This is a genomic window from Pantoea endophytica (assembly GCF_002858935.1).
Classification (GTDB): Bacteria; Pseudomonadota; Gammaproteobacteria; order Enterobacterales; family Enterobacteriaceae; genus Pantoea; species Pantoea leporis.
Window position 1 is genome coordinate 249,307 of record NZ_PJRT01000007.1, and the last position, 20,645, is coordinate 269,951.

The 20,645-nt window shown below is 58.2% G+C and carries 13 protein-coding genes; 10 read left to right on the plus strand and 3 right to left on the minus strand.

The genetic code is table 11. The annotated features are described in order from the left end of the window. Positions 1 to 125: 125 nt before the first annotated feature. The 6 genes from PZBJ_RS07730 (at position 126) to lplT (ending at position 13,020) form a co-directional block, all read left to right on the plus strand. Entirely contained in the window at positions 126 to 1,373 is a 1,248-nt protein-coding gene (locus tag PZBJ_RS07730; RefSeq protein WP_101761985.1) for an MdtA/MuxA family multidrug efflux RND transporter periplasmic adaptor subunit, read from the plus strand. Continuing rightward, positions 1,370 to 4,522: an MdtB/MuxB family multidrug efflux RND transporter permease subunit gene (locus PZBJ_RS07735; protein ID WP_101761986.1), complete on the plus strand. Its 3,153-nt coding sequence runs from the start codon at positions 1,370 to 1,372 to the stop codon at positions 4,520 to 4,522. Before PZBJ_RS07730 ends, PZBJ_RS07735 begins: the two co-directional genes overlap by 4 nt. Beyond that, entirely contained in the window at positions 4,519 to 7,623 is a 3,105-nt protein-coding gene (locus PZBJ_RS07740) for an efflux RND transporter permease subunit (protein ID WP_101761987.1), read from the plus strand. The genes PZBJ_RS07735 and PZBJ_RS07740 overlap by 4 nt, the downstream gene beginning before the upstream one ends. After that, positions 7,624 to 9,027 carry an efflux transporter outer membrane subunit gene (locus PZBJ_RS07745; RefSeq protein WP_101761988.1) on the plus strand — a complete coding sequence of 468 codons (1,404 nt, stop codon included), beginning with the start codon at positions 7,624 to 7,626 and terminating at the stop codon, positions 9,025 to 9,027. Positions 9,028 to 9,682: 655 nt separating this feature from the next. Continuing rightward, positions 9,683 to 11,833: a bifunctional acyl-ACP--phospholipid O-acyltransferase/long-chain-fatty-acid--ACP ligase gene (gene aas, locus PZBJ_RS07750; RefSeq protein ID WP_101761989.1), complete on the plus strand. Its 2,151-nt coding sequence runs from the start codon at positions 9,683 to 9,685 to the stop codon at positions 11,831 to 11,833. Continuing rightward, the gene (gene lplT / locus PZBJ_RS07755) at positions 11,830 to 13,020 is read left to right on the plus strand and encodes a lysophospholipid transporter LplT (protein WP_101761990.1); all 1,191 of its coding nucleotides are present in this window, start codon (positions 11,830 to 11,832) and stop codon (positions 13,018 to 13,020) included. Before aas ends, lplT begins: the two co-directional genes overlap by 4 nt. 119 nt (positions 13,021 to 13,139) lie before the next feature. On the opposite strand, the gene PZBJ_RS07760 is transcribed toward lplT, so the two are convergent. The 3 genes from PZBJ_RS07760 to mutH form a co-directional block, all read right to left on the minus strand. Further along, positions 13,140 to 14,180, minus strand: a complete 1,041-nt coding sequence (locus PZBJ_RS07760; protein WP_101761991.1) for an NADP(H)-dependent aldo-keto reductase — start codon at positions 14,178 to 14,180, stop codon at positions 13,140 to 13,142. A gap of 144 nt (positions 14,181 to 14,324) precedes the next feature. Next, complete coding sequence (locus tag PZBJ_RS07765; RefSeq protein ID WP_101761992.1) at positions 14,325 to 14,543, minus strand: YgdI/YgdR family lipoprotein; 219 nt, start codon at positions 14,541 to 14,543, stop codon at positions 14,325 to 14,327. Between the two features lie 104 nt (positions 14,544 to 14,647). Continuing rightward, positions 14,648 to 15,334 carry a DNA mismatch repair endonuclease MutH gene (mutH, locus tag PZBJ_RS07770; RefSeq protein WP_101761993.1) on the minus strand — a complete coding sequence of 229 codons (687 nt, stop codon included), beginning with the start codon at positions 15,332 to 15,334 and terminating at the stop codon, positions 14,648 to 14,650. A 682-nt stretch (positions 15,335 to 16,016) separates the two neighbouring features. Between mutH and rppH the strand changes: the two genes are divergently transcribed. The 4 genes from rppH (at position 16,017) to thyA (ending at position 20,570) form a co-directional block, all read left to right on the plus strand. Further along, complete coding sequence (rppH, locus tag PZBJ_RS07780; RefSeq protein ID WP_007890933.1) at positions 16,017 to 16,544, plus strand: RNA pyrophosphohydrolase; 528 nt, start codon at positions 16,017 to 16,019, stop codon at positions 16,542 to 16,544. Between the two features lie 12 nt (positions 16,545 to 16,556). After that, positions 16,557 to 18,803 (plus strand): phosphoenolpyruvate--protein phosphotransferase, encoded by a 2,247-nt coding sequence (gene ptsP, locus PZBJ_RS07785; RefSeq protein ID WP_101761994.1) that lies wholly within the window; start codon positions 16,557 to 16,559, stop codon positions 18,801 to 18,803. A 94-nt stretch (positions 18,804 to 18,897) separates the two neighbouring features. Beyond that, positions 18,898 to 19,779, plus strand: coding sequence for a prolipoprotein diacylglyceryl transferase (gene lgt, locus PZBJ_RS07790; protein WP_008109262.1), 882 nt, complete (start codon positions 18,898 to 18,900; stop codon positions 19,777 to 19,779). Then, on the plus strand, positions 19,776 to 20,570 hold the full coding sequence (gene thyA, locus PZBJ_RS07795; RefSeq protein ID WP_101761995.1) for a thymidylate synthase: 795 nt from the start codon (positions 19,776 to 19,778) through the stop codon (positions 20,568 to 20,570). The genes lgt and thyA overlap by 4 nt, the downstream gene beginning before the upstream one ends. Positions 20,571 to 20,645 lie beyond the last annotated feature (75 nt).

Consider the following 20,645-nt stretch of genomic DNA (forward strand, 5'->3'; position numbering starts at 1 on the left):
TTACGGTTCGCGTATGGAATTCGCGCGGGCATTCAACCGATAATGCGCGTAGTGATGATTTCCCCTTGAAATAGTCCCCTGTTTTACAGGGGATTTTCCGTTTTCTGGCTAACCTGAAGATCCTGATGACTAACAACGCTTTCCGCTCCCCGTTTTCCCGCTGGCTGAAATGGCTCCTGTTGTTGCTTGTGCTGTTGATTGTGGCGGGCGTGATCTGGCGCGTGGTCGGTGGTCACGGCGGCATGCCGGGCGGCGGAAAGCCGCCGGGCGCACGCGGCGGTCATCGCGGTGGCGCGGGTGGCCCGCCGGGCATGGCGATGATGATGGGCGGTGCCACGCTGGTACACAGCGGCGTCGCCAGCAGCGCGGATGTGCCGGAATACCTCAACGCGCTCGGCACGGTGATCCCCAATGCCAGCGTCACCGTCACCAGCCGCGTCGCCGGACAGCTGGAGAAAGTGTTCTTCACCGAAGGGCAGAAAGTCAGCGCCGGCCAGCTGCTGGCGCAGATCGATCCGCGCAGCTATCAGGCCACGCTGGCGCAGTATCAGGGCGATCTCAATCAGAATCAGGCGTTGCTGAAAAGCGCGCAGTTAACGCTGGTGCGTTATCAGAAACTGGCGGCGCAGGACTCGCTGTCGCGCCAGGATCTCGATACTCAAACCGCCACCGTTGGCCAGTACAAAGGCGCGGTCGCCGCTGATGAAGCGCAGATCGCCAGCGCCAAACTGGATATCGAGTATGCGCGCATCACCTCGCCAATCAGCGGACGCGTCGGTTTGCGTCTGGTCGATCCCGGCAATATGGTGCAAACCACCGATACCACTGGCATTGTGGTGGTGACGCAGATGCAGCCCGCCGCCGTGACCTTTAGCGTGCCGCAGGGCAACATTCCGCAGCTGACCAAAGCGCTGCACGGCGGGCAAAGTCTGCCCGCCACCGCCTTTGATCAGGACAACAGCCGCGCGCTGGCGCAGGGCGAGGTGAAGTTCATCAGCAACCAGATCGATACCGCGACCGGCACCATTGAGCTGAAAGCCACCTTCCCGAATGAAGACGAATCGCTGTTCGCTAACCAGTTCGTCAATCTGCGGCTGCAAACCAACATCCTGAAAAATGCCACGGTGATCCCGGCGCAGGCGCTGCAGCTGAGCAGCGACGGCAGCTTCGTGTTTGTTATCAATAAAGACAACACCGTGACGCGCAAAGCGGTCACCACCGGGCCAACGTTTGGTGAAGATCAGCAGGCGATTCTCAACGGAGTGGAACCGGGCGATCGTCTGGTGACCGAAGGCATCGATCGCCTGACCAACGGCAGCAAAGTGCAGCTGGCGGATGAGCGCAAAACCACCGCGACCGCCGAGGCCAAATGAATCCGTCTCGCCTGTTTATCCAGCGTCCGGTCGCCACCATTTTGCTGATGGTCGGCGTGCTGATCGCCGGGATCTTCTCTTACCGTTTTCTCTCCACCTCGGCGCTGCCGCAGGTGGATTACCCAACCATTCAGGTCACCACGCTCTATCCCGGTGCCAGCCCGGATGTGATGGCGTCTTCTGTCACCTCGCCGCTGGAGCGCCAGCTCGGGCAAATGGCTGGGTTGAGCCAGATGACCTCCACCAGCTCAGGCGGATCGTCGATCGTCACGCTGAAGTTCAGCCTCGATCTTTCGCTGGATGTCGCCGAGCAGGAAGTGCAGGCGGCGATCAATGCCGCCAATAACTTGCTGCCGAGCGATCTGCCCAATCCGCCGACCTACAAAAAGGTCAATCCAGCCGATACCGCCGTGATTACGCTGGCGGTGAGTTCCGACACGCTGCCGCTGACGCAGGTGCAGGATCTGGTGAACACGCGCGTGGCGCTCAAGCTGTCGCAGATTAATGGCGTCGGCATGGTGACGCTAGCGGGCGGCCATCAACCGGCGATTCGCGTGCAGATGGACCCGAAAGCGCTGGCGGCGCATCAGCTGTCGCTGGAGGACGTCAACACGCTGATCGGCAACAGCAACGTGAACGGCTCGAAAGGCGGCTTCGACGGCAAATATCACTCGGTGACCATCGACGCTAACGATCAGCTGCGCACCGCCGATGAGTACGGCAATTTGATCATCACTTACCAAAACGGTGCGGCGCTGCGGCTAAAAGATATCGCGCATATCGAACAGGGACCGGAGAACAGCTTCCAGTCGGCGTGGGCCAACAACAGTCCGGCGATTGTGATTAGCGTGCAGCGCCAGCCGGGCGCCAACGTGATTCAGGTGGTGGACAGCATCAAAGCGCAGCTGCCGAAGCTGCAGGCGGCGCTGCCGGACGGCGTGAAGATGAGCATCTTGTCGGATCGCACGCAAACCATTCGCGCCTCTATCAGCGACGTGCAATTTGAGCTGATGCTGTCGGTGGCGCTGGTGGTGATGGTGACGTTCCTGTTCCTGCGCAACGTGGCGGCGACGCTGATTCCCAGCGTGGCGGTGCCGCTGTCGCTGATTGGCACCTTCGGCGTGATGTATCTGGCCGACTTCAGCCTGAATAATCTGTCGCTGATGGCGCTGACCATCGCCACCGGCTTCGTTATCGACGATGCGATTGTGGTGGTGGAGAACATTTCACGGCGGCTGGAAGAGGGCGAAACGCCGATGCAGGCGGCGCTGAAAGGCTCGCAGCAGATTGGCTTCACCATCATCTCGCTGACCTTCTCACTGATTGCCGTGCTGATCCCGCTGCTGTTTATGGGCGACGTGGTTGGGCGGTTGTTCCGCGAATTTGCCATCACGCTGGCGGTGTCGATTCTGGTGTCGATGGTGGTGTCACTAACGCTGACGCCGATGCTGTGCGCCTATCTGTTGCAGCACATTCCGCCGGAAAAACAGTCGCGCTTTTCGCGTAAAGGCGGCGAACTGTTCGACAAGCTGGTGCGCGGCTACGACCGCATGCTGACGGTGGTGCTGAACCATCAGAAGCTGACGCTGCTGGTGGCGCTGGCGACCTTTGCGCTCACCGCGCTGCTGTATATCGCCATCCCAAAAGGCTTCTTCCCGACCCAGGATACCGGGCTGATTCAGGGCGTCACCGTGGCGTCGCAGGATGTGTCGTTTAGCGAGATGTCGAAGCGACAGCAGGCGCTGGCGAAAGTGATTCTGCAAAATCCGTCGGTAGAGAGTTTGTCCTCAACCATCGGCATTGATGGCAGCAACACCAGCCTGAATAGCGGGCGCATCCAGATCAACCTCAAGTCGTTTGACCAGCGCGACGACAAAGCCGACGTGGTGATCAAACAGCTGCAACAGGCGGCGCAGCAGGTGGCGGGCATTCAGCTCTATCTGCAACCGGCGCAGGATTTGACCGTTAACGATCAGGTGTCGCCGAGCCAGTATCAATTTACGCTGGATGATGCCGACAGCGAAAACCTGGTGCGCTGGACGCCAAAGATGGTCGCCGCCTTGCAGCAGCGTCCGGAGTTTAACGGCGTGGTGAGTAACCTGCAGGATCAGGGCCGCGTGGCCTATGTCGAGCTGAATCGCGATAAAGCGGCGCGCTACGGCATTACCGCCGCCGACGTCGATACCGCGCTGTACAACAGCTTCGGTCAGCGTTTGGTCTCCACCATCTTTACCCAGGCCAATCAATATCGCGTGGTGCTGGAAGTGGCGCCGCAGTATCAGCAATCGCCCGCTTCGTTTGATGATGTCTATTTGCCGGTGACCAGCGCGAGCAGCAGCACTTCCACCACGGATGACACCACCACAACCACCACCGACATGGTGAAGCTCACGTCCATCGCCACCATTCACCAGCGCACCGGTTCGCTGATGCACATGCGGCTCAATCAATTCCCGGCGGTGATGGTGTCGTTCAATCTCAATAAAGGCTATTCGCTGGAAGAGGGGCAGAAGGCGATTGCCGCAGTGACGCAGCAACTGAATTTGCCGTCGAGCATCACCTTGCGTTATCAGGGCGAAACCTCGGCATTCCAGAGCGCCACCGGCAACACGCTGTGGCTGATTCTGGCGGCATTAATCACTATGTACGTGGTGCTCGGCATTCTCTATGAGAGCTTTATCCATCCGGTGACCATTCTCTCGACGCTGCCCTCGGCGGCGGTCGGCGCGCTGTTGACGCTGCTGCTGGCGGGCAGCGAGTTCAGCCTGATCGCGCTGATTGGCGTGATTCTGCTAATCGGTATCGTCAAGAAGAACGCGATTATGATGATCGACTTCGCGCTGGAGGCGGAAAACAAGCAGCACATAAGCGCGCGGGACGCGATTCATCAGGCCTGTTTGCTGCGCTTCCGCCCGATTCTGATGACCACCATGGCGGCGCTGCTCGGTGCGCTGCCGCTGATGCTGGCGTCCGGCTCCGGTGCCGAGCTGCGTCAGCCGCTCGGTCTGGTGATTGTTGGCGGTTTGATCGTCAGCCAGGTGCTGACGCTGTTCTCCACGCCGGTGATTTACCTGTGGTTTGATGGCATCGCGCAGCGCGGCAAGCGCTACATGCAGCGCAAGCAGCAGCAGGCGCGGGGCGAGCGATGAACCTCACCCGACTGTTTATCTTCCGTCCGGTTGCCACGCTGCTGCTGACGCTGGCGATCCTGCTGCTGGGCGCGTTGGGCTATCGGCTGCTGCCGGTGGCGCCGCTGCCGCAGGTGGATTTCCCCACCATTATGGTCAGCGCCAGCCTGGCCGGTGCCAGCCCGGAGACCATGGCGGCTACCGTCGCTACGCCGCTGGAGCGTTCGCTGGGGCAGATTGCCGGCGTCACCGAGATGACCTCGACCAGTTCGCAGGGATCGACCAGCGTGATTTTGCAGTTTGATCTCGATCGCGACATCAACGGCGCAGCGCGTGACGTGCAGGCGGCGATCAACGCCGCACGCAGTTTGCTGCCGAGCGCGATGGAGTCGCTGCCGACCTATCGCAAAGCCAATCCATCGGATGCGCCGATTGTGATGCTGGCGCTAACGTCCGCCACGCGCACACCGGGCGAACTCTACGATCTGGCCGAAAGCAAAATCGAGCAGGCGATGGGCCAAGTGAAAGGCGTGGGCGAAGTGTCGCTGATGGGCAGCGCCTTACCGGCGGTGCGCATCGATCTGCAGCCGCTGAAGCTGACGCAGTATGGCATCTCGCTGGATACGGTGCGCAGCGCCATCGCCAACAGCACCAGCAATAAGCCAAAGGGGATTTTGCAGGGCAGCAGCCAGTCGTGGGTGGTGGACAGCAACGGCCAGCTGGATAAAGCCGCGCAGTATCAGGATCTGATTGTCACGTATAAACAGGGCAAAGCGGTGCGGCTGCATGATGTCGCCACCGTGTATGACTCGGTTGAAGATCAGTATCAGGCCGGTTTCCTCAATGCCATGCCATCGGTGATGGTGGGCATTAAGCGCCAGGCCGGTGCCAACATGCTCGACACCATTGATGCCATCAAAGCGCAACTGCCGGCGCTGGAAAAAAATCTGCCCGCCGATACGCAACTGAAAGTGGTGGTGGATCGCTCGCCGACGGTGCGCGCCTCGCTGTATGACACCGAAGAGACGCTGCTGGTGGCGATGCTGCTGGTGATCGCCGTGGTGTTTGTGTTTCTGCGTAACGTGCAGGCGGTGATGATCCCGGCGCTGGCGCTGCCGGTCTCGCTGATTGGCACCTGCGCGGTGATGTATCTGCTGGGTTACAGCCTCGATAACCTGTCGCTGATGGCGCTGATTATCGCCACCGGCTTTGTCGTCGATGACGCGATTGTGGTGCTGGAAAACATCACGCGCCATATCGAAGAAGGGCTCAGTCCGCTGCGCGCGGCGCTGCGTGGCGCGCAGGAAGTGAGTTTTACCGTGCTGTCGATGACCATGTCGCTGATTGCGGTGTTCATCCCGATTCTGCTGATGGGCAGCATCGTCGGACGCTTGTTCCGCGAATTTGCCGTCACGCTGACGGTATCGCTGCTGATTTCGATGTTTGTCTCGCTGAGCCTGACGCCGATGCTGTGCGCGCGCCTGCTGAAGCCAAAGCCCAAAGTCACACAACGCCCGCATCCGCTGTATCAGTTTATCGAAAACCAACTTAACGCATTGCTGGCGGCTTATTCGCGTGGGTTAACCTGGGTGATGGCGCACCAAAAGCTGACGATGTTTAGTCTGGTGCTGACCGTGCTGCTCAACCTGTTTCTGTTTTCCGTGGTGCAGAAAGGCTTTTTCCCCAATCAGGATACCGGCCTGCTGATGGGCGCGCTGCGTGCCGATCAGAATATCTCCTTCCAGGCGATGAAGCCGAAAATGCTGCAGTTCACCCACATCATCCAGTCCGATCCGGCGGTGGAGAGCGTGATGTCGTCGATGGGCAGCGGCATGTTCGGCTCGCGCAACAGCGCCAACTTCTTTGTGCGCCTGAAGGATTTTGACAAGCGCGATGCCACCGCCACCGAAGTGGCGAACCGCCTGAGTATGAAAACCAGCCATATTGCCGGCGCGCAGATGTTCCTGATGGCGGCGCAGGATCTGCACATCGGCGGGCGCAGCGCCAACGCCACCTATCAATACAGTTTGCAGGCCGACGATCTCGATCTGCTACGTGAGTGGACGCCCAAAGTGCAGGCGGCGCTGGCGGCAATCCCGCAGCTGAATAGCGTCGATTCCGACGCGCAAACCGGCGGTCAGGAAGTGGTGATTAATATCGATCGTGACCGCGCGAAACGGTTGGGCGTTAACGTGCAGATGCTCGACACCCTGCTGAATAACGCCTTCAGCCAGCGCCAGGTTGCCACGCTCTATCACACGCTTAATCAGTATCATGTGGTGATGTCGCTGCAGGATAGCTACACGCGCGATCCGGCGATTTTGCAGCAGCTGTATGTGATTAACGACAGTGGCGATCGCGTGCCGCTCGCCGCATTCGCCAGCTTAAAAGGCGGTAACGCGCCGCTGTCGGTGGCGCATCAGGGCCAATCCGCCACCAGCACCGTGGCGTTTAACCTTAACGACGGCGTGTCGCTGGAGCAGGCGCAGGCGCTGATTAAGCAGGCGATGGCGCAGCTTGGTTTGCCCTCCAGTATTCAGGCCGGTTTTGCCGGCACCGCCGCCGCCTTCGCCCAGCTTACCGCCACCATGCCGTGGCTGATTATCGCGGCGCTGGCGGCGGTGTATATCGTGCTCGGCGTGCTATATGAGAGTTACATCCACCCGATCACCATTCTCTCAACGCTGCCGTCGGCGGGCGTGGGCGCGCTGCTGTTGCTGCTGCTGACCAACACGCAGCTGACGGTGATCGCGCTGATCGGCATCATCCTGCTGATTGGTATCGTGAAAAAGAACGCCATCATGATGATCGACTTTGCGATTCACGCCGAGCGTAGCCAAGGCATGACGCCGCAGCAGGCGATCACCCAAGCCTGCTTGATGCGTTTCCGGCCGATCATGATGACCACGCTGGCCGCCTTCTTTGGCGCGCTGCCGCTGGCGCTGGGCAGCGGCGGCGATGCCGACTTACGTAGCCCGCTCGGGCTGGCGATTGCCGGTGGTTTGGCGCTGAGCCAATTATTAACGCTGTTTACTACGCCGGTGGTTTATCTCTGGCTCGACCGTTTAAGCCGCGCCACGCAACGTCAGTGGCAGCGGTTGCGTCATGTGGAATCCCGATAGATGAAAATGTCTCTGAAAATTACGCCGTTGCTCACCGTGATGTTGCTGGCGGGCTGCGCGGTTGGCCCCGATTATCAGCGCCCGAGCATGGCGATGCCGAGCCATTTCAAAGAAGCCAAAGGCTGGACGCAGGCGACGCCGCAGGATGCAAACAGCAAAGGTGAATGGTGGCTGGTGTATCACGATGCCACGCTGGATAGCCTGCTGAAGCAGGTGAGCATCTCCAACCAGAACGTTGCCAGCTATGCCGCGCAGTACCGCGAAGCGCAGGCGTTAGTTGGGCAATCACGCGCGGAGTTGTTGCCGTCGGTAAGCTACGACGCCAGCAGCACGCGCAGCGGCAGCCGCGCCAGCGCCAGCGGACAACGTAGCGTCAGCAACAGCCATGCCGCCGATCTCAGCGCCAGCTGGGAGCTGGATGTGTGGGGCAAACTGCGGCGCACGCTGGAGGAGAACAACGCAAGCGCCGAAGCCAGCAAGGCCGAGCTGGCGAATATCACCTTGAGCGCGCAGTCCGAACTGGCGCAGGACTATTTCCAGCTGCGCATCATCGACGAGAAAATCGCGCTCTATCAGCGCAGTATCGCGGCCTATCAACGCTATCTGACGGTGATTGAAAACAAATACGCGGCGGGCAGCGAATCACGCGCCACCTTAGCGCAGGCGCAGATGCAGCTGGAGAGCGCCCGCGCCTCGGCGCAGGATTACCAGTGGCAGCGTGCACAGATGGAGCACGCGATTGCCTTGCTGCTGGGCCGAGCTCCGGCGGATTTCTCCTTGCCGGTGGCGAAGCTGGAGGCCGCGCTGCCCGCGATCCCGAACAGCGTGCCGTCGCAACTGTTGCAGCGCCGTCCCGATATCGCCTACGCCGAGCGCAACGTGGCGGCGGCGAATGCGGCGGTCGGCGTGGCGATTGCCGGTTACTATCCCGATTTGACGCTGAGCGCCAGCGGCGGCGTGAGTTCATCGGCGATCAACAGTTTGTTCTCGCTGCCCAATCGCGTCTGGTCTTTGGGGCCGGAGCTGAGCGGTACGCTGTTAGATTTCGGCGCCACCTCAGCGAAAGTCGAACAGGCGCGCGCCGCCTATGATGCCAGCGTTGCCAGCTATCGCCAGTCGGTGCTGACCGGCATGGGCGAAGTGGAGGATTATCTGGTGCAGCTGAATACTTTGCAGGGCGAAATCGCCGCACAACAGCGCGCCACCGACGCGGCGCAGGAATCGGCGCGCGTAACGCGCAATCAGTATGATGCCGGAATGATCGACTATCTCGACGTCGCCACCACCGAAAACAGCAGCCTGAGCGCGCAGCAGAGTTTGCTGTCGCTGCAGAGCACGCAGTGGGTCAGCAGCGTCGGCCTGATCGCCGCGCTGGGCGGTGGCTGGCAGACGGATACGCGGTAAAACCAGGTCGCCATGAATGGCGTAATGCTTGTTAGTTAAGAAAGCATTTTTGGTGCGGGCTCTGACACATCTGCTGCGTCGCGGGCCGTCCTCGCGCCGCTAACGCGGTGCCTTCGGCTTCCACGTCGTGCCGACGGATCGTTCGTGGATCGGCCGTCCTGGCCGCCCCGAACTGCCTCACGCATCCCTGCGTGAGGCTCCTGGCCCAACGTAAAAGCCTCAGCGCTGCGAATGGCCCTTTGCCGCAGGTGACGCGCCAGCGCCTCTGGCAAATGAGCCCTTTTTAGCAGCACTCACTGAAGCTTCGGAGCAGGCCGGGGACGCTATTGGGCCGGCAATCCGCAGCGCTGAACGAAGCGAGGAAGCCAGGAGAGCCCGCAGGACGCGGGCGAAAGGCGGAGCCGGGACAAGGAAGTCCCGTCTCCGCCGGTCCGTCAGGCAAACGAGCGAAGTGAAGGCACCGCGCTAGCGGCGCGAGGACCGCCGGCCCAATAGTGGCCCCGGCCTGCGCACTCATCGTTGGCTTAACTGACAAGGATTACGCCATGAATGGCGGCCCTACGACCGCTATTGCGTTTAAATCACCACGCCACTTGTCGAAAATCCCCAGATCCTGCATCGTAAGAGCCATTTTTACGATTGCTAAGGAGCTGGCATGCTACTCACTTTTTTCCGTTTCCTGTTCCGCCTGCTGTGGCGTGTGGAACTGCGCGGCGACCTCGCGGCACTGCATAAAGAGAAAGTGCTGATCACCCCCAATCACACGTCGTTTCTGGATGGGGTATTACTGGCGCTGTTTCTGCCGATCAAACCGGTGTTCGCGGTCTATTCGTCGATCAGCGATCAATGGTTTATGCGTCTGCTGAAGCCGATTATCGACTTCGTTCCGCTCGATCCCACCAAGCCGATGTCGATCAAACATCTGGTGCGCATGATCAATCAGGGCCGTCCGGTGGTGATCTTCCCCGAAGGGCGCATCACCGTGACCGGATCGCTGATGAAGATCTACAGCGGCGCCGGCTTTGTGGCGGCGAAATCCGGTGCCACCGTGGTGCCGATGCGTATCGAAGGCGCGGAATATACGCCGTTTGGTCGTCTGGCGGGCGTGTTTAAACGGCGCCTGTTCCCGCGCATCACCTTAACGGTGCTGCCGCCAACGGTAATCCCAATGCCTGAAGCCAAACGCGCGCGCGATCGCCGCACGCTGGCGGGCGAGCACCTGCATCATGTGATGATGGAAGCCCGCATGGCAGTGCGTCCGCGTGAGACGCTGTTCGAGGCTTTCCTCAATGCGCGTCAGCGTTATGGCGCGATGAAGCCGTGCATCGAAGACGTCAACTTCAAACCGGATAGCTATACCGGTTTGCTGAAGAAAGCGCTTGGCGTGGGCCGCATTCTGGAGCGCTACAGCCAGCAAGGTGAATACGTCGGTCTGCTGCTGCCGAACGCCACGGTGACAGCGGCGGCGATTCTCGGTGCCTCGCTGCGCGGGCGCATTCCGGCGATGCTCAACTACACCGCAGGCGTGAATGGCATGCGTGCGGCGTTGACCGCATCGCAGGTGAAAACCGTGTTTACCTCGCGGCAGTTCCTCGAAAAAGGCAACCTGTGGCACTTGCCGCAGGGACTCAGCGAAGTGCAGTGGATCTATCTGGAAGATCTGAAAGATACCGTTACGCTGCAGGACAAGTTGTGGATTGTGGCGCATCTGCTGATGCCGCGCCGTGCGCTGGTGGCGCAGCAGCCGGAAGATGCGGCGATGGTGCTGTTTACCTCCGGTTCGGAAGGCCATCCCAAAGGTGTGGTGCACTCGCATAAAAGTCTGTTGGCGAACGTTGAGCAGATTCGTACCGTGGCGGATTTCACCCCGCGTGACCGCTTTATGTCGGCGCTGCCGCTGTTCCATGCTTTCGGTTTAACCGTTGGCCTGTTTACCCCGTTGCTGACCGGCGCGCAGGTGTTTCTCTATCCGAGCCCGCTGCATTACCGCATCGTGCCGGAGCTGGTTTACGACCGTAACTGCACCGTGCTGTTTGGTACCTCAACCTTCCTTGGCAACTATGCGCGTTTCGCCAGCCCGTACGATTTTGCGCGTCTGCGCTATGTGGTGGCGGGCGCGGAGAAACTGCAGGAAGCGACGCGTCAGATCTACATGGAAAAATACGGCATCCGTATTCTCGAAGGCTACGGCGTGACGGAGTGCGCGCCGGTGGTGGCGATCAACGTGCCGATGGCGGCAAAAAATCACACCGTGGGCCGCATTCTGCCGGGCATGGATTCGCGTCTGATTTCGGTGCCGGGCATTGAGCAGGGCGGTCGCCTGCAGCTGCGCGGTCCGAACGTGATGAACGGGTATCTGCGCGTGGAAAATCCAGGCGTGCTGGAAGTCCCGGTCGCCGATAACGGCGAAGGCGAGATGGAAGCGGGCTGGTACGACACCGGCGATATCGTCAGCTTTGATGAAGGCGGTTTCTGCCAGATTCAGGGCCGTGCGAAACGCTTCGCCAAAATTGCCGGTGAGATGGTGTCGCTGGAGATTGTGGAGCAGATTGCGCTGAAAGCCTCTAACGAGAAGCAGCATGCGGCGTCGCTGCGTCCGGACGGTAATCGAGGCGAAGCGTTGGTGCTGTTTACTACCGACAGCGAGTTGGGCCGCGACACGCTGCTGAAAGCGGCGCGTGAAATTGGCGCGCCGGAACTGGCGGTGCCGCGCGATATCCGCGTGATGAAACAGCTACCGATGCTGGGTAGCGGCAAACCGGACTATGTCAGCCTGAAGCAGCTGGCGGAAGAGGAGCAGGCATGAGCCAGGCGTTAAATAACGATGCACCGCTGTTATCGCGCAACATGCTGGCGGTGATTGTGGCGCAGTTCTTCTCGGCATTTGGCGACAACGCGCTGTTGTTTGTGACGCTGGCGGTGCTGAAAAATCAGTTCTATCCGGACTGGAGTCAGCCGATCCTGCAAATGCTGTTTGTGGCCACTTACATTCTGCTCGCGCCGTTCGTGGGCCAGATGGCGGATAGCTTTGCCAAAGGTCGGGTAATGATGTTCGCTAACAGTCTTAAGCTGCTCGGCGCGCTGGTTATCTGTTTCGGCTTCAATCCGTTCCTCGGCTATACGCTGGTGGGGATTGGCGCGGCATCCTATTCGCCAGCCAAGTACGGCATCCTGATGGAGATCACCAGCGGTGAACGCCTGGTCAAAGCCAACGGCTTAATGGAAGGTTCGACCATTGCGGCGATTCTGCTGGGTTCGGTGGCGGGCGGTATTCTGGCGGACTGGAACCTGGTCGCCGCGCTGGTGGTGTGTGCCATGACCTATGCGATGGCGGTGGTGGCGAACATCTTTATTCCGCGCCTGACGGCAGCGCGTCCCGGTCAGAGCTGGCATTTTGGCGCCATGCTGCGCAGTTTCATCGCGGCCACTAAGCTGCTGTGGCGCAACGGCGAAACGCGCTTCTCGCTGCTCGGCACCAGCTTGTTCTGGGGCGCGGGCGTGACGCTGCGTTTCCTGCTGGTGCTGTGGGTGCCGGTGGCGCTCGGCATCAGCGATAACAAAACCCCGACCACGCTGAATGCCATGGTGGCGATTGGCATCGTGATTGGTGCGGCAGCGGCAGCGAAGCTGGTGACGCTGCAAACCGTGCGTCGCTGCATGCCAGCCGGTGTGCTGATTGGCGTGATGGTTGTGGTGTTCGCGTTGCAAACCAGCTTGCTCAATGCCTATCTGGTTTTGATGCTGATTGGTGCGCTGGGTGGTTTCTTCGTGGTACCGCTCAATGCGCTGCTGCAGGAGCGCGGCAAGGCGTCCGTGGGTTCGGGCAACGCGATTGCGGTGCAAAATCTCGGTGAGAATACCGCGATGCTGCTGATGCTGGGATTGTATACCGTGGCGATTAAGCTGGGCGCGCCTGCGGTGGCGACCGGCGTCGGATTCGGCGCGATTTTCGCCGTGGCGATTGCGGTGTTGTGGTGGAAAGCGCGGAAGTAACAAAAGCATAGCGTCGTAGCGGGGCAATGTATTGCGCAATGGCGAATGCCGCACAAGTGGAAAAATGTGCGGCGTTTTTAAAGCGCGCGATAAATCGCGCCGCTACGGTGTGGTGCGATTTATGGCGCTGGATAGGTAAACTGGCGATGAATCGCTTCCAGTTCCTCTAACACCTCGGCATTCAGCGTCAGATTGAAACTCTCAACGTTAATCTTCAGCTGCTCCAGCGTGGTGGCGCCCAGCAAGGTGCTGGCGACAAACGGCTGTTGACGCACATACGCCAGCGCCATCTGCGACGGATCCATATTGTGTTTCTGCGCCAGCCAAACATAGGCTGCAATCGCCTGCTGAGACTGATCGCCGCTGTAGCGGGTAAAGCGGCTAAACAGCGTATTGCGCGCACCGGCGGGTTTCGCACCGTTCAGGTATTTGCCACTCAACGTACCAAACGCCAGGCTGGAGTACGCCAGCAACTCGACGCCTTCATGCTGGCTGATCTCCGCTAAACCAACCTCAAAACTGCGGTTCAGCAGGCTGTACGGGTTCTGGATGGTGACGATACGCGGCAGCTCATGCTTTTCAGCCAACTGCAGATAACGCATCACGCCCCACGCAGTTTCGTTCGACACGCCAATGTAGCGAATCTTACCGGCGCGCACCTGTTCGGTCAGCGCTTCCAGCGTCTCCAGCAGCGTCACCGGCACGCTGGAATCGGTGTATTGATAACCCAGCTTGCCGAAGTAGTTGGTCTGACGCTGCGGCCAGTGCAGCTGATAGAGATCGAGATAATCGGTGTTCAGACGTTTCAGGCTGGCATCCAGCGCTTCGCGGATGTTTTTGCGATCCAGCGCCTGGTTCGGGCGAATCGAGGCATCCGCGCCGCGTACCGGACCTGCTACTTTGCTGGCGAGGATGATTTTGTCACGGCTGCCGCGCTTCTTCAGCCAGCTACCAATGTATTGTTCGGTTAATCCCTGGGTTTCCGGGCGCGGCGGCACCGGATACATTTCTGCGGTATCAATCAGGTTGATGCCACTGCTAACCGCGTAATCAAGTTGTGCGTGGGCGTCGGCTTCGCTGTTCTGCTCACCAAACGTCATGGTTCCAAGCCCCAGCTGACTCACTTCCAGCGTGCTATGGGGAATACGGTGATAGTGCATGTGCCGGCATCCTTTTTTCATTATGAAAGGGAATGTTGTGTCCTTTGGGACTATAGCGTGTGAAGCGGCGCGGAAGGAAGAGGGGAAAGTTCGGGAAATCGCCTGCACAAGGGGAAAACGCGTGCAGGCAGGGCAATTTGGCACTTAACGCTCAATGATGGTTGAAACCTCGTCACCATTGATCTGCATCTGATGGCCTTGCTCATCGGTGTACTGTACCAATCCGGTCTCTTTATCGATGGCGGGTTTGCCATCTGTCATAATCATGCGGCCATCTTTGGTCGCCATGACGTAATCACTGCTACAACCACTCAATAACAGCGTCACCAAGGTTAAACCTACTGCACTCACCAACCCTTTCATTCTTATCTCCTTCTCGCGACTTCAACAGCAAAAGTGTAGTAATAAATGCTTTCGTCGTTAGGAGTAATCGCATCATTCCTAAAATTATCGGCAGCAATATGCATTTACAGTAAAAAATGTCGCGCCAAAAGCGGACCGGTGAAGCTCTTCTTCAGATAAAAGCCGCGCGGCAGCGTCATGATCGGCTCGCCGTGTTCGCCAATCGCTTCGGTCAACGCTTTGCTATTAGCGGCTTTAGGGCGGATTTGCAGCCAGGCACCGTGCCGTGCGGTGATGCGCTCCACCTGACCGAGCACAATCATGTCCATTAACTCTTCCCAGTCTTCGCGCAGCTGTTGCTCCTCTTCTGCACTCGGATGCCACAGCAGCGGCGAACCGACGCGGCGCTCGGCCAGCGGCAAAGCACGATCGCCTTCGATCGGGATCCACAGCACCCGCGCCAGTTTGTGCCGCACATGACTGGTTTGCCAGGTTACGCCGCTATTACCGGTTAACGGCGCGACGCACACGAAGGTGGTCTCCAGCGGTTTGCCCTGCGCATCTACCGGAATCGTTTTCAGCTCAATGCCGAGATGGGCGAAATCCTGCTCGGCTTTGCTGCCAGCGCTGGCACCCAAATGCAGCTCTAACAGCATGCCAACCCAGCCTTTATCGCGTTTCAAATCTGCCGGAATCGGCAGGTTAATCTGCCCCGCCAGCGCGGCAAAGGTTTGTCCCGCCAGCTGCTGTGCGCGCTGCAGTAATTCCGCTTCGTTTTCAGGTGGCGATGGCAATAACGGTGAGAAGTGCATGCTAAAACCTACATTGGTTAAAGAGTGAACAGTAAACGCGAGCCGGGTTTGTCCACATGGCAGTTAGTTGAATAAAGGTGATAATAGCATGATTCAGAATGCTTTTTTATTTCAATAGAATGGGACGATCCAGTGATATGGCCCGGTTATCCCAGCTTGTTATCGACAATGAACAGGTGTTGAACCTGGTTATCCACAGAAAAGTGGGGTAACACCCTTTTGGCCATACCCCTGTTTCCATTTACAGCCTTGACTTTCGCGTTTTGAACGCTTTTTTTCCTTTCTTTGACCAGGTTTAGGGCATTCTCTGTGGATAAAAACGTCGGTGATGGATCTTTAACCGATCGAAAAAACTGAGCGGAGTATAACTACGGATCCTGGTAACGATTTAACGGTTAATAAGTTATATCTCAATGAATATTATGATTTTTTTTAGTGTTGCTATGTTGGGTGATGAGATTTATCCGAAGGGGTTATTCAATTCATTCCCGTGTTCTGCACAAAGCTATCCACAGAAAAGGTGAATAAGATCGCCGATAAATGGGGGCATCTGTTTATAACTTGGCTAATCTCTGTGAGTTATCCTGTTTTTATTCCGCCTGCGGCCCGCTATCCAGTGGTTTACCGCCTGTAAGGAGTGTGAAACAATCAGGCTATTCAAATTTAGCTTTGAGGTAGTCCAGTGATCGATGATGATGGCTACCGCCCGAATGTTGGTATCGTAATCTGTAACAGGCAAGGACAAGTGTTGTGGGCCAGGCGCTTTGGACAGCACTCCTGGCAATTTCCTCAGGGAGGCATCAATCCGGGTGAAACTGCTGAACAGGCGATGTATCGCGAGCTGTTCGAAGAAGTGGGTTTACACCGCAAAGATGTTCGAATACTTGCTTCAACCCGAAACTGGTTACGCTACAAGTTGCCAAAACGTTTGGTGCGTTGGGACACAAAGCCGGTGTGTATCGGCCAGAAACAAAAGTGGTTTCTTCTGCAGTTGATGTGCAGTGACGCGGAAATCAATGTGCAGCACAGCAGCACGCCCGAGTTTGATGGTTGGCGCTGGGTTAGCTTCTGGTATCCGGTACGTCAGGTGGTCTCTTTCAAGCGCGATGTGTATCGCCGCGTGATGAAAGAATTCGCGGGCGTAGTGATGTCTATGCAGGAGAGTGCGGGGCAGCGTAATAACGCCGCCCAACGACGTAAAAGAGGATAGGCCACGCCCTTTATGCTCACTCAGTTACGCGAAATAGTAGAGAAAGTGGCGAGTGCTCCACGTCTGAATGAAGCACTCGACATTCTGGTAAACGAAATTTGCCTTGCGATGGAAACCGAGGTTTGCTCGGTTTATCTCGCCGATCACGATCGTCGTTGCTACTACCTGATGGCGACACGCGGGCTAAAAAAGCCGCGTGGTCGTACGGTCACGCTGGCGTTTGACGAAGGCATTGTTGGCCTCGTTGGACGCTTAGCCGAGCCGATCAACCTCGCCGACGCGCAAAGCCATCCCAGCTTCAAATACATTCCTTCTGTTAAAGAGGAGCGTTATCGCTCCTTCCTCGGCGTGCCGATTATCAGCCGCCGCCAGCTGCTTGGCGTGTTGGTTATCCAGCAGCGCGAACACCGTCAGTTTGATGAAAGCGAAGAGTCATTCCTCGTCACGCTCGCCACGCAAATGGCGGGATTGCTGTCGCAGTCGCAGCTCGGTCAACTGTTTGGTCAATTCCGTCAGACGCGGGTAAAAGCGATTGCCGCTGCGCCGGGTGTGGCGGTCGCGCCGGGTTGGGTGGATGAAACTCAGCCGCTGCTCGATCAGGTTTCCGCTGCGTCCACGCTTGACGTGCAGCGCGAGCGCGAGCGCCTGGTGCTGGCGATGGGCGAGGCCGGCAACGAATTCCGCCGCTTCAGTAAACGCTTTGCTGCCAGCGTGCAGAAAGAGAGCGCGGCGATCTTCGATCTCTATTCGCACCTGCTCACCGATGCGCGCCTGAAAAAAGATCTGTTTGATGAGATCGAGCGCGGATCGGTAGCGGAGTGGGCGGTAAAAACGGTGATCGAGAAGTTCGCCGAGCAATTCGCCAATTTGCAGGATCAATATCTACGCGAGCGCGCTGGCGATCTACGCGTGCTCGGTCAACGTCTGCTGTTCCACCTCGATGATTCCCTGGTCGGCACCAATGCCTGGCCGGAACGCTTCGTGTTAGTCGCGGATGAACTCACTGCCACCACGCTGGCTGAATTGCCGCAGGAGCGTCTGGCGGGCGTGGTGGTGCGCGACGGTGCCGCCAACTCGCATGCGGCGATTTTGACGCGCGCGATGGGCATTCCCACCGTGATGGGCGCCGATATCCTGCCGGCGCAGCTTAACAAGCGCTTGCTGATTGTTGATGGTTATCGCGGCGAAGTGCTGATCGATCCGGAACCGGTGCTGGTGCAGGAGTATCAGCGCTTAATCAGCGAAGAGAACGCGCTGAGCAAAATGGCCGAAGGCGTGGTCGAGCAGCCCGGCGAGCTGAAAAGCGGTGAGCGCGTTCAGGTGATGCTGAATGCCGGCCTCAGCCCGGAACACGAGCAGGCGCTGGATAACTGGGTGGATGGCATTGGCCTGTATCGCACCGAAATACCGTTCATGCTGCACAACGGCTTCCCGTCCGAAGAGGAGCAGGTGGCGCAGTATCAGGGCATGCTGCAGCTGTTTTACGACAAACCGGTGACGCTGCGTACGCTGGATGTCGGCGCGGATAAGCAACTGCCGTACATGCCGATCAGTGAAGAGAATCCGTGCCTTGGCTGGCGTGGCATTCGCTTAACGCTCGATCAGCCGGAAATCTTCCTGGTGCAGGTGCGCGCCATGCTGCGTGCCAACGTGGCCTCCGGTAACCTGAGCATTCTGCTGCCGATGATCAGCCATATCGATGAGATCGATGATGCGCGTCGTCTGATCGCTCGCGCTGGCCGCGAAGTGGAAGAGATGCTCGGCTATGTGATTCCCAAGCCGCGCATTGGCATCATGATTGAAGTGCCGTCGATGCTGTTTATGATCCCGCATCTGGCGGATCGCGTCGATTTCGTCTCGGTTGGCACCAACGATTTGACGCAATATCTGCTGGCGGTTGATCGCAACAATACGCGCGTGGCGAACCTGTATGATTCGCTGCATCCGGCGATGCTGCGGGCGCTGCACACGATTGCCAGCGAAGCCCGCCAGGCCAAGCTGGAGCTCTGTTTGTGTGGTGAAATGGCTGGCGATCCAATGTGTGTCGCGCTGTTAGTGGGCATGGGATATCACCATCTCAGCATGAACGGCAAGAACGTGCCGCGGGTAAAATATCTGCTGCGCCATCTCGATTTTGAAGAGGCACAGAAGCTCAGCGAGCATGGACTGGCCGCGCATACCGCCTCGGAAGTGCGCCATCTGGTCTCCACCTTTATGGAGCGCCGTGGTTTAGGCGGTTTGATTCGCGGCGGGCGTTAACGTTTACAACTTCACAACCTGTAAAAAAAGTGGCTGTGCTATCATGCGCAGCCTTTTATTGTCCCGTTTCAGGGCAGAAAAATGATGGTGAAAGATGACTGACGGCTACATTTCGTTTCCCCAATTCGATCCGGTAATTTTCTCTATCGGACCGGTTTCGCTTCACTGGTACGGCTTGATGTATCTGGTGGGCTTTGTATTTGCTATGTGGCTGGCGACGCGACGCGCCAACAAACCTGGCAGCGGCTGGAAAAAAGAGGAAGTGGAAAACCTGCTGTATGCGGGCTTCCTCGGCGTATTCCTCGGTGGACGTATCGGCTATGTGTTGTTCTACAACCTGCCGTTGTTCCTTGAGAATCCGCTGTATCTGTTTAAGGTCTGGGATGGCGGCATGTCGTTCCACGGCGGCCTGATTGGTGTGATTGTGGTGATGCTGATTTTCGCACGCCGTACCAAGCGCACTTTCTTCCAGGTAGCGGATTTCATTGCACCGCTGATCCCGTTTGGTTTGGGTGCCGGTCGTCTCGGTAACTTCATCAACGGCGAACTGTGGGGCCGCGTGGCGCCTGATTTCAAATACGCGATGTTGTTCCCCGGTTCACGCAGCGAAGACATCGCGCTGGCAGCCAACAATCCGCAGTACCAGGAATTGTTGAACACCTACGGCGTGCTGCCGCGTCATGCGTCGCAGCTGTATGAGCTGTGCCTCGAAGGCATCGTGCTGTTCATCATTCTCAACCTATTCATTCGCAAGCCGCGCCCCATGGGCAGCGTCTCGGGCCTGTTCCTGATCGGCTACGGCGCATTCCGCATCATCGTGGAGTTCTTCCGTCAGCCGGATGCGCAGCTTGGTCTGTTTGAAGGCGGCGTCAGCATGGGGCAGATTCTGTCGATCCCAATGATTCTGGCCGGTGTAATTATGATGATCTGGGCGTATCGTCGTCGCCCGCAGCAACAAACTCGTGAGGTAAAATGAAACAGTATCTGGACCTAATGCAACACGTGCTGAATGAAGGCGCAGAAAAGGCCGACCGTACCGGCACCGGCACGCTCTCCATCTTTGGCCACCAGATGCGTTTCAATTTGCAGGATGGTTTTCCGCTGGTCACCACCAAGAAAGTGCACCTGCGCTCGATCATTCATGAGCTGTTGTGGTTCCTGAAAGGTGAGACCAACATCGGTTACCTGAAAGAGAACAAGGTCACCATCTGGGACGAATGGGCCGATGAGAACGGCGATCTCGGCCCGGTCTACGGCAAGCAGTGGCGCAGCTGGGGCAGCGCCTCGGGTGAAGAGATTGATCAAATCAGTAAAGTGATTGAGCAGCTGAAGCGTGACCCCGATTCGCGTCGTATCATTGTCTCGGCATGGAACGTGGGCGAGCTGGATCAAATGGCTCTGGCGCCTTGCCACGCCTTCTTCCAGTTCTACGTGGCTAATGGCAAGCTCTCTTGCCAGCTCTATCAGCGCTCATGCGATATCTTCCTGGGGCTGCCATTCAACATCGCTAGCTACGCGCTGCTGGTGCATATGGTGGCGCAGCAGTGCGATCTCGATGTGGGCGATTTTGTCTGGACCGGTGGCGATACGCATCTGTACAGCAACCATTTAGAGCAGGCGCGCCTGCAGTTAACGCGTGAGCCGCGTCCGTTACCGAAGCTGGTAATCAAGCGTAAACCGGCTTCTATCTTTGATTATCAGTTCGATGATTTCGAGATTGAAGGCTACGATCCGCATCCAGCCATTAAAGCGCCCGTCGCCATTTAAGGCCACTCCCGCAAGGTCGCCATTCATGGCGACCACGCCCATATCGCACCACAATCCTGAATCTGTCTCACAAAA

What these genes read in the sequence shown, in the direction of transcription:
- PZBJ_RS07730 (WP_101761985.1), top strand. Translation starts at nt 126, where the DNA reads ATGACTAACAACGCTTTCCGCTCCCCGTTTTCCCGCTGGCTGAAATGG.
- lgt (WP_008109262.1), top strand. Translation starts at nt 18,898, where the DNA reads ATGACTGACGGCTACATTTCGTTTCCCCAATTCGATCCGGTAATTTTC.
- aas (WP_101761989.1), top strand. Translation starts at nt 9,683, where the DNA reads ATGCTACTCACTTTTTTCCGTTTCCTGTTCCGCCTGCTGTGGCGTGTG.
- PZBJ_RS07735 (WP_101761986.1), top strand. Translation starts at nt 1,370, where the DNA reads ATGAATCCGTCTCGCCTGTTTATCCAGCGTCCGGTCGCCACCATTTTG.
- ptsP (WP_101761994.1), top strand. Translation starts at nt 16,557, where the DNA reads ATGCTCACTCAGTTACGCGAAATAGTAGAGAAAGTGGCGAGTGCTCCA.
- thyA (WP_101761995.1), top strand. Translation starts at nt 19,776, where the DNA reads ATGAAACAGTATCTGGACCTAATGCAACACGTGCTGAATGAAGGCGCA.
- PZBJ_RS07760 (WP_101761991.1), bottom strand. Translation starts at nt 14,180, where the DNA reads ATGCACTATCACCGTATTCCCCATAGCACGCTGGAAGTGAGTCAGCTG.
- PZBJ_RS07765 (WP_101761992.1), bottom strand. Translation starts at nt 14,543, where the DNA reads ATGAAAGGGTTGGTGAGTGCAGTAGGTTTAACCTTGGTGACGCTGTTA.
- mutH (WP_101761993.1), bottom strand. Translation starts at nt 15,334, where the DNA reads ATGCACTTCTCACCGTTATTGCCATCGCCACCTGAAAACGAAGCGGAA.
- PZBJ_RS07740 (WP_101761987.1), top strand. Translation starts at nt 4,519, where the DNA reads ATGAACCTCACCCGACTGTTTATCTTCCGTCCGGTTGCCACGCTGCTG.
- PZBJ_RS07745 (WP_101761988.1), top strand. Translation starts at nt 7,624, where the DNA reads ATGAAAATGTCTCTGAAAATTACGCCGTTGCTCACCGTGATGTTGCTG.
- lplT (WP_101761990.1), top strand. Translation starts at nt 11,830, where the DNA reads ATGAGCCAGGCGTTAAATAACGATGCACCGCTGTTATCGCGCAACATG.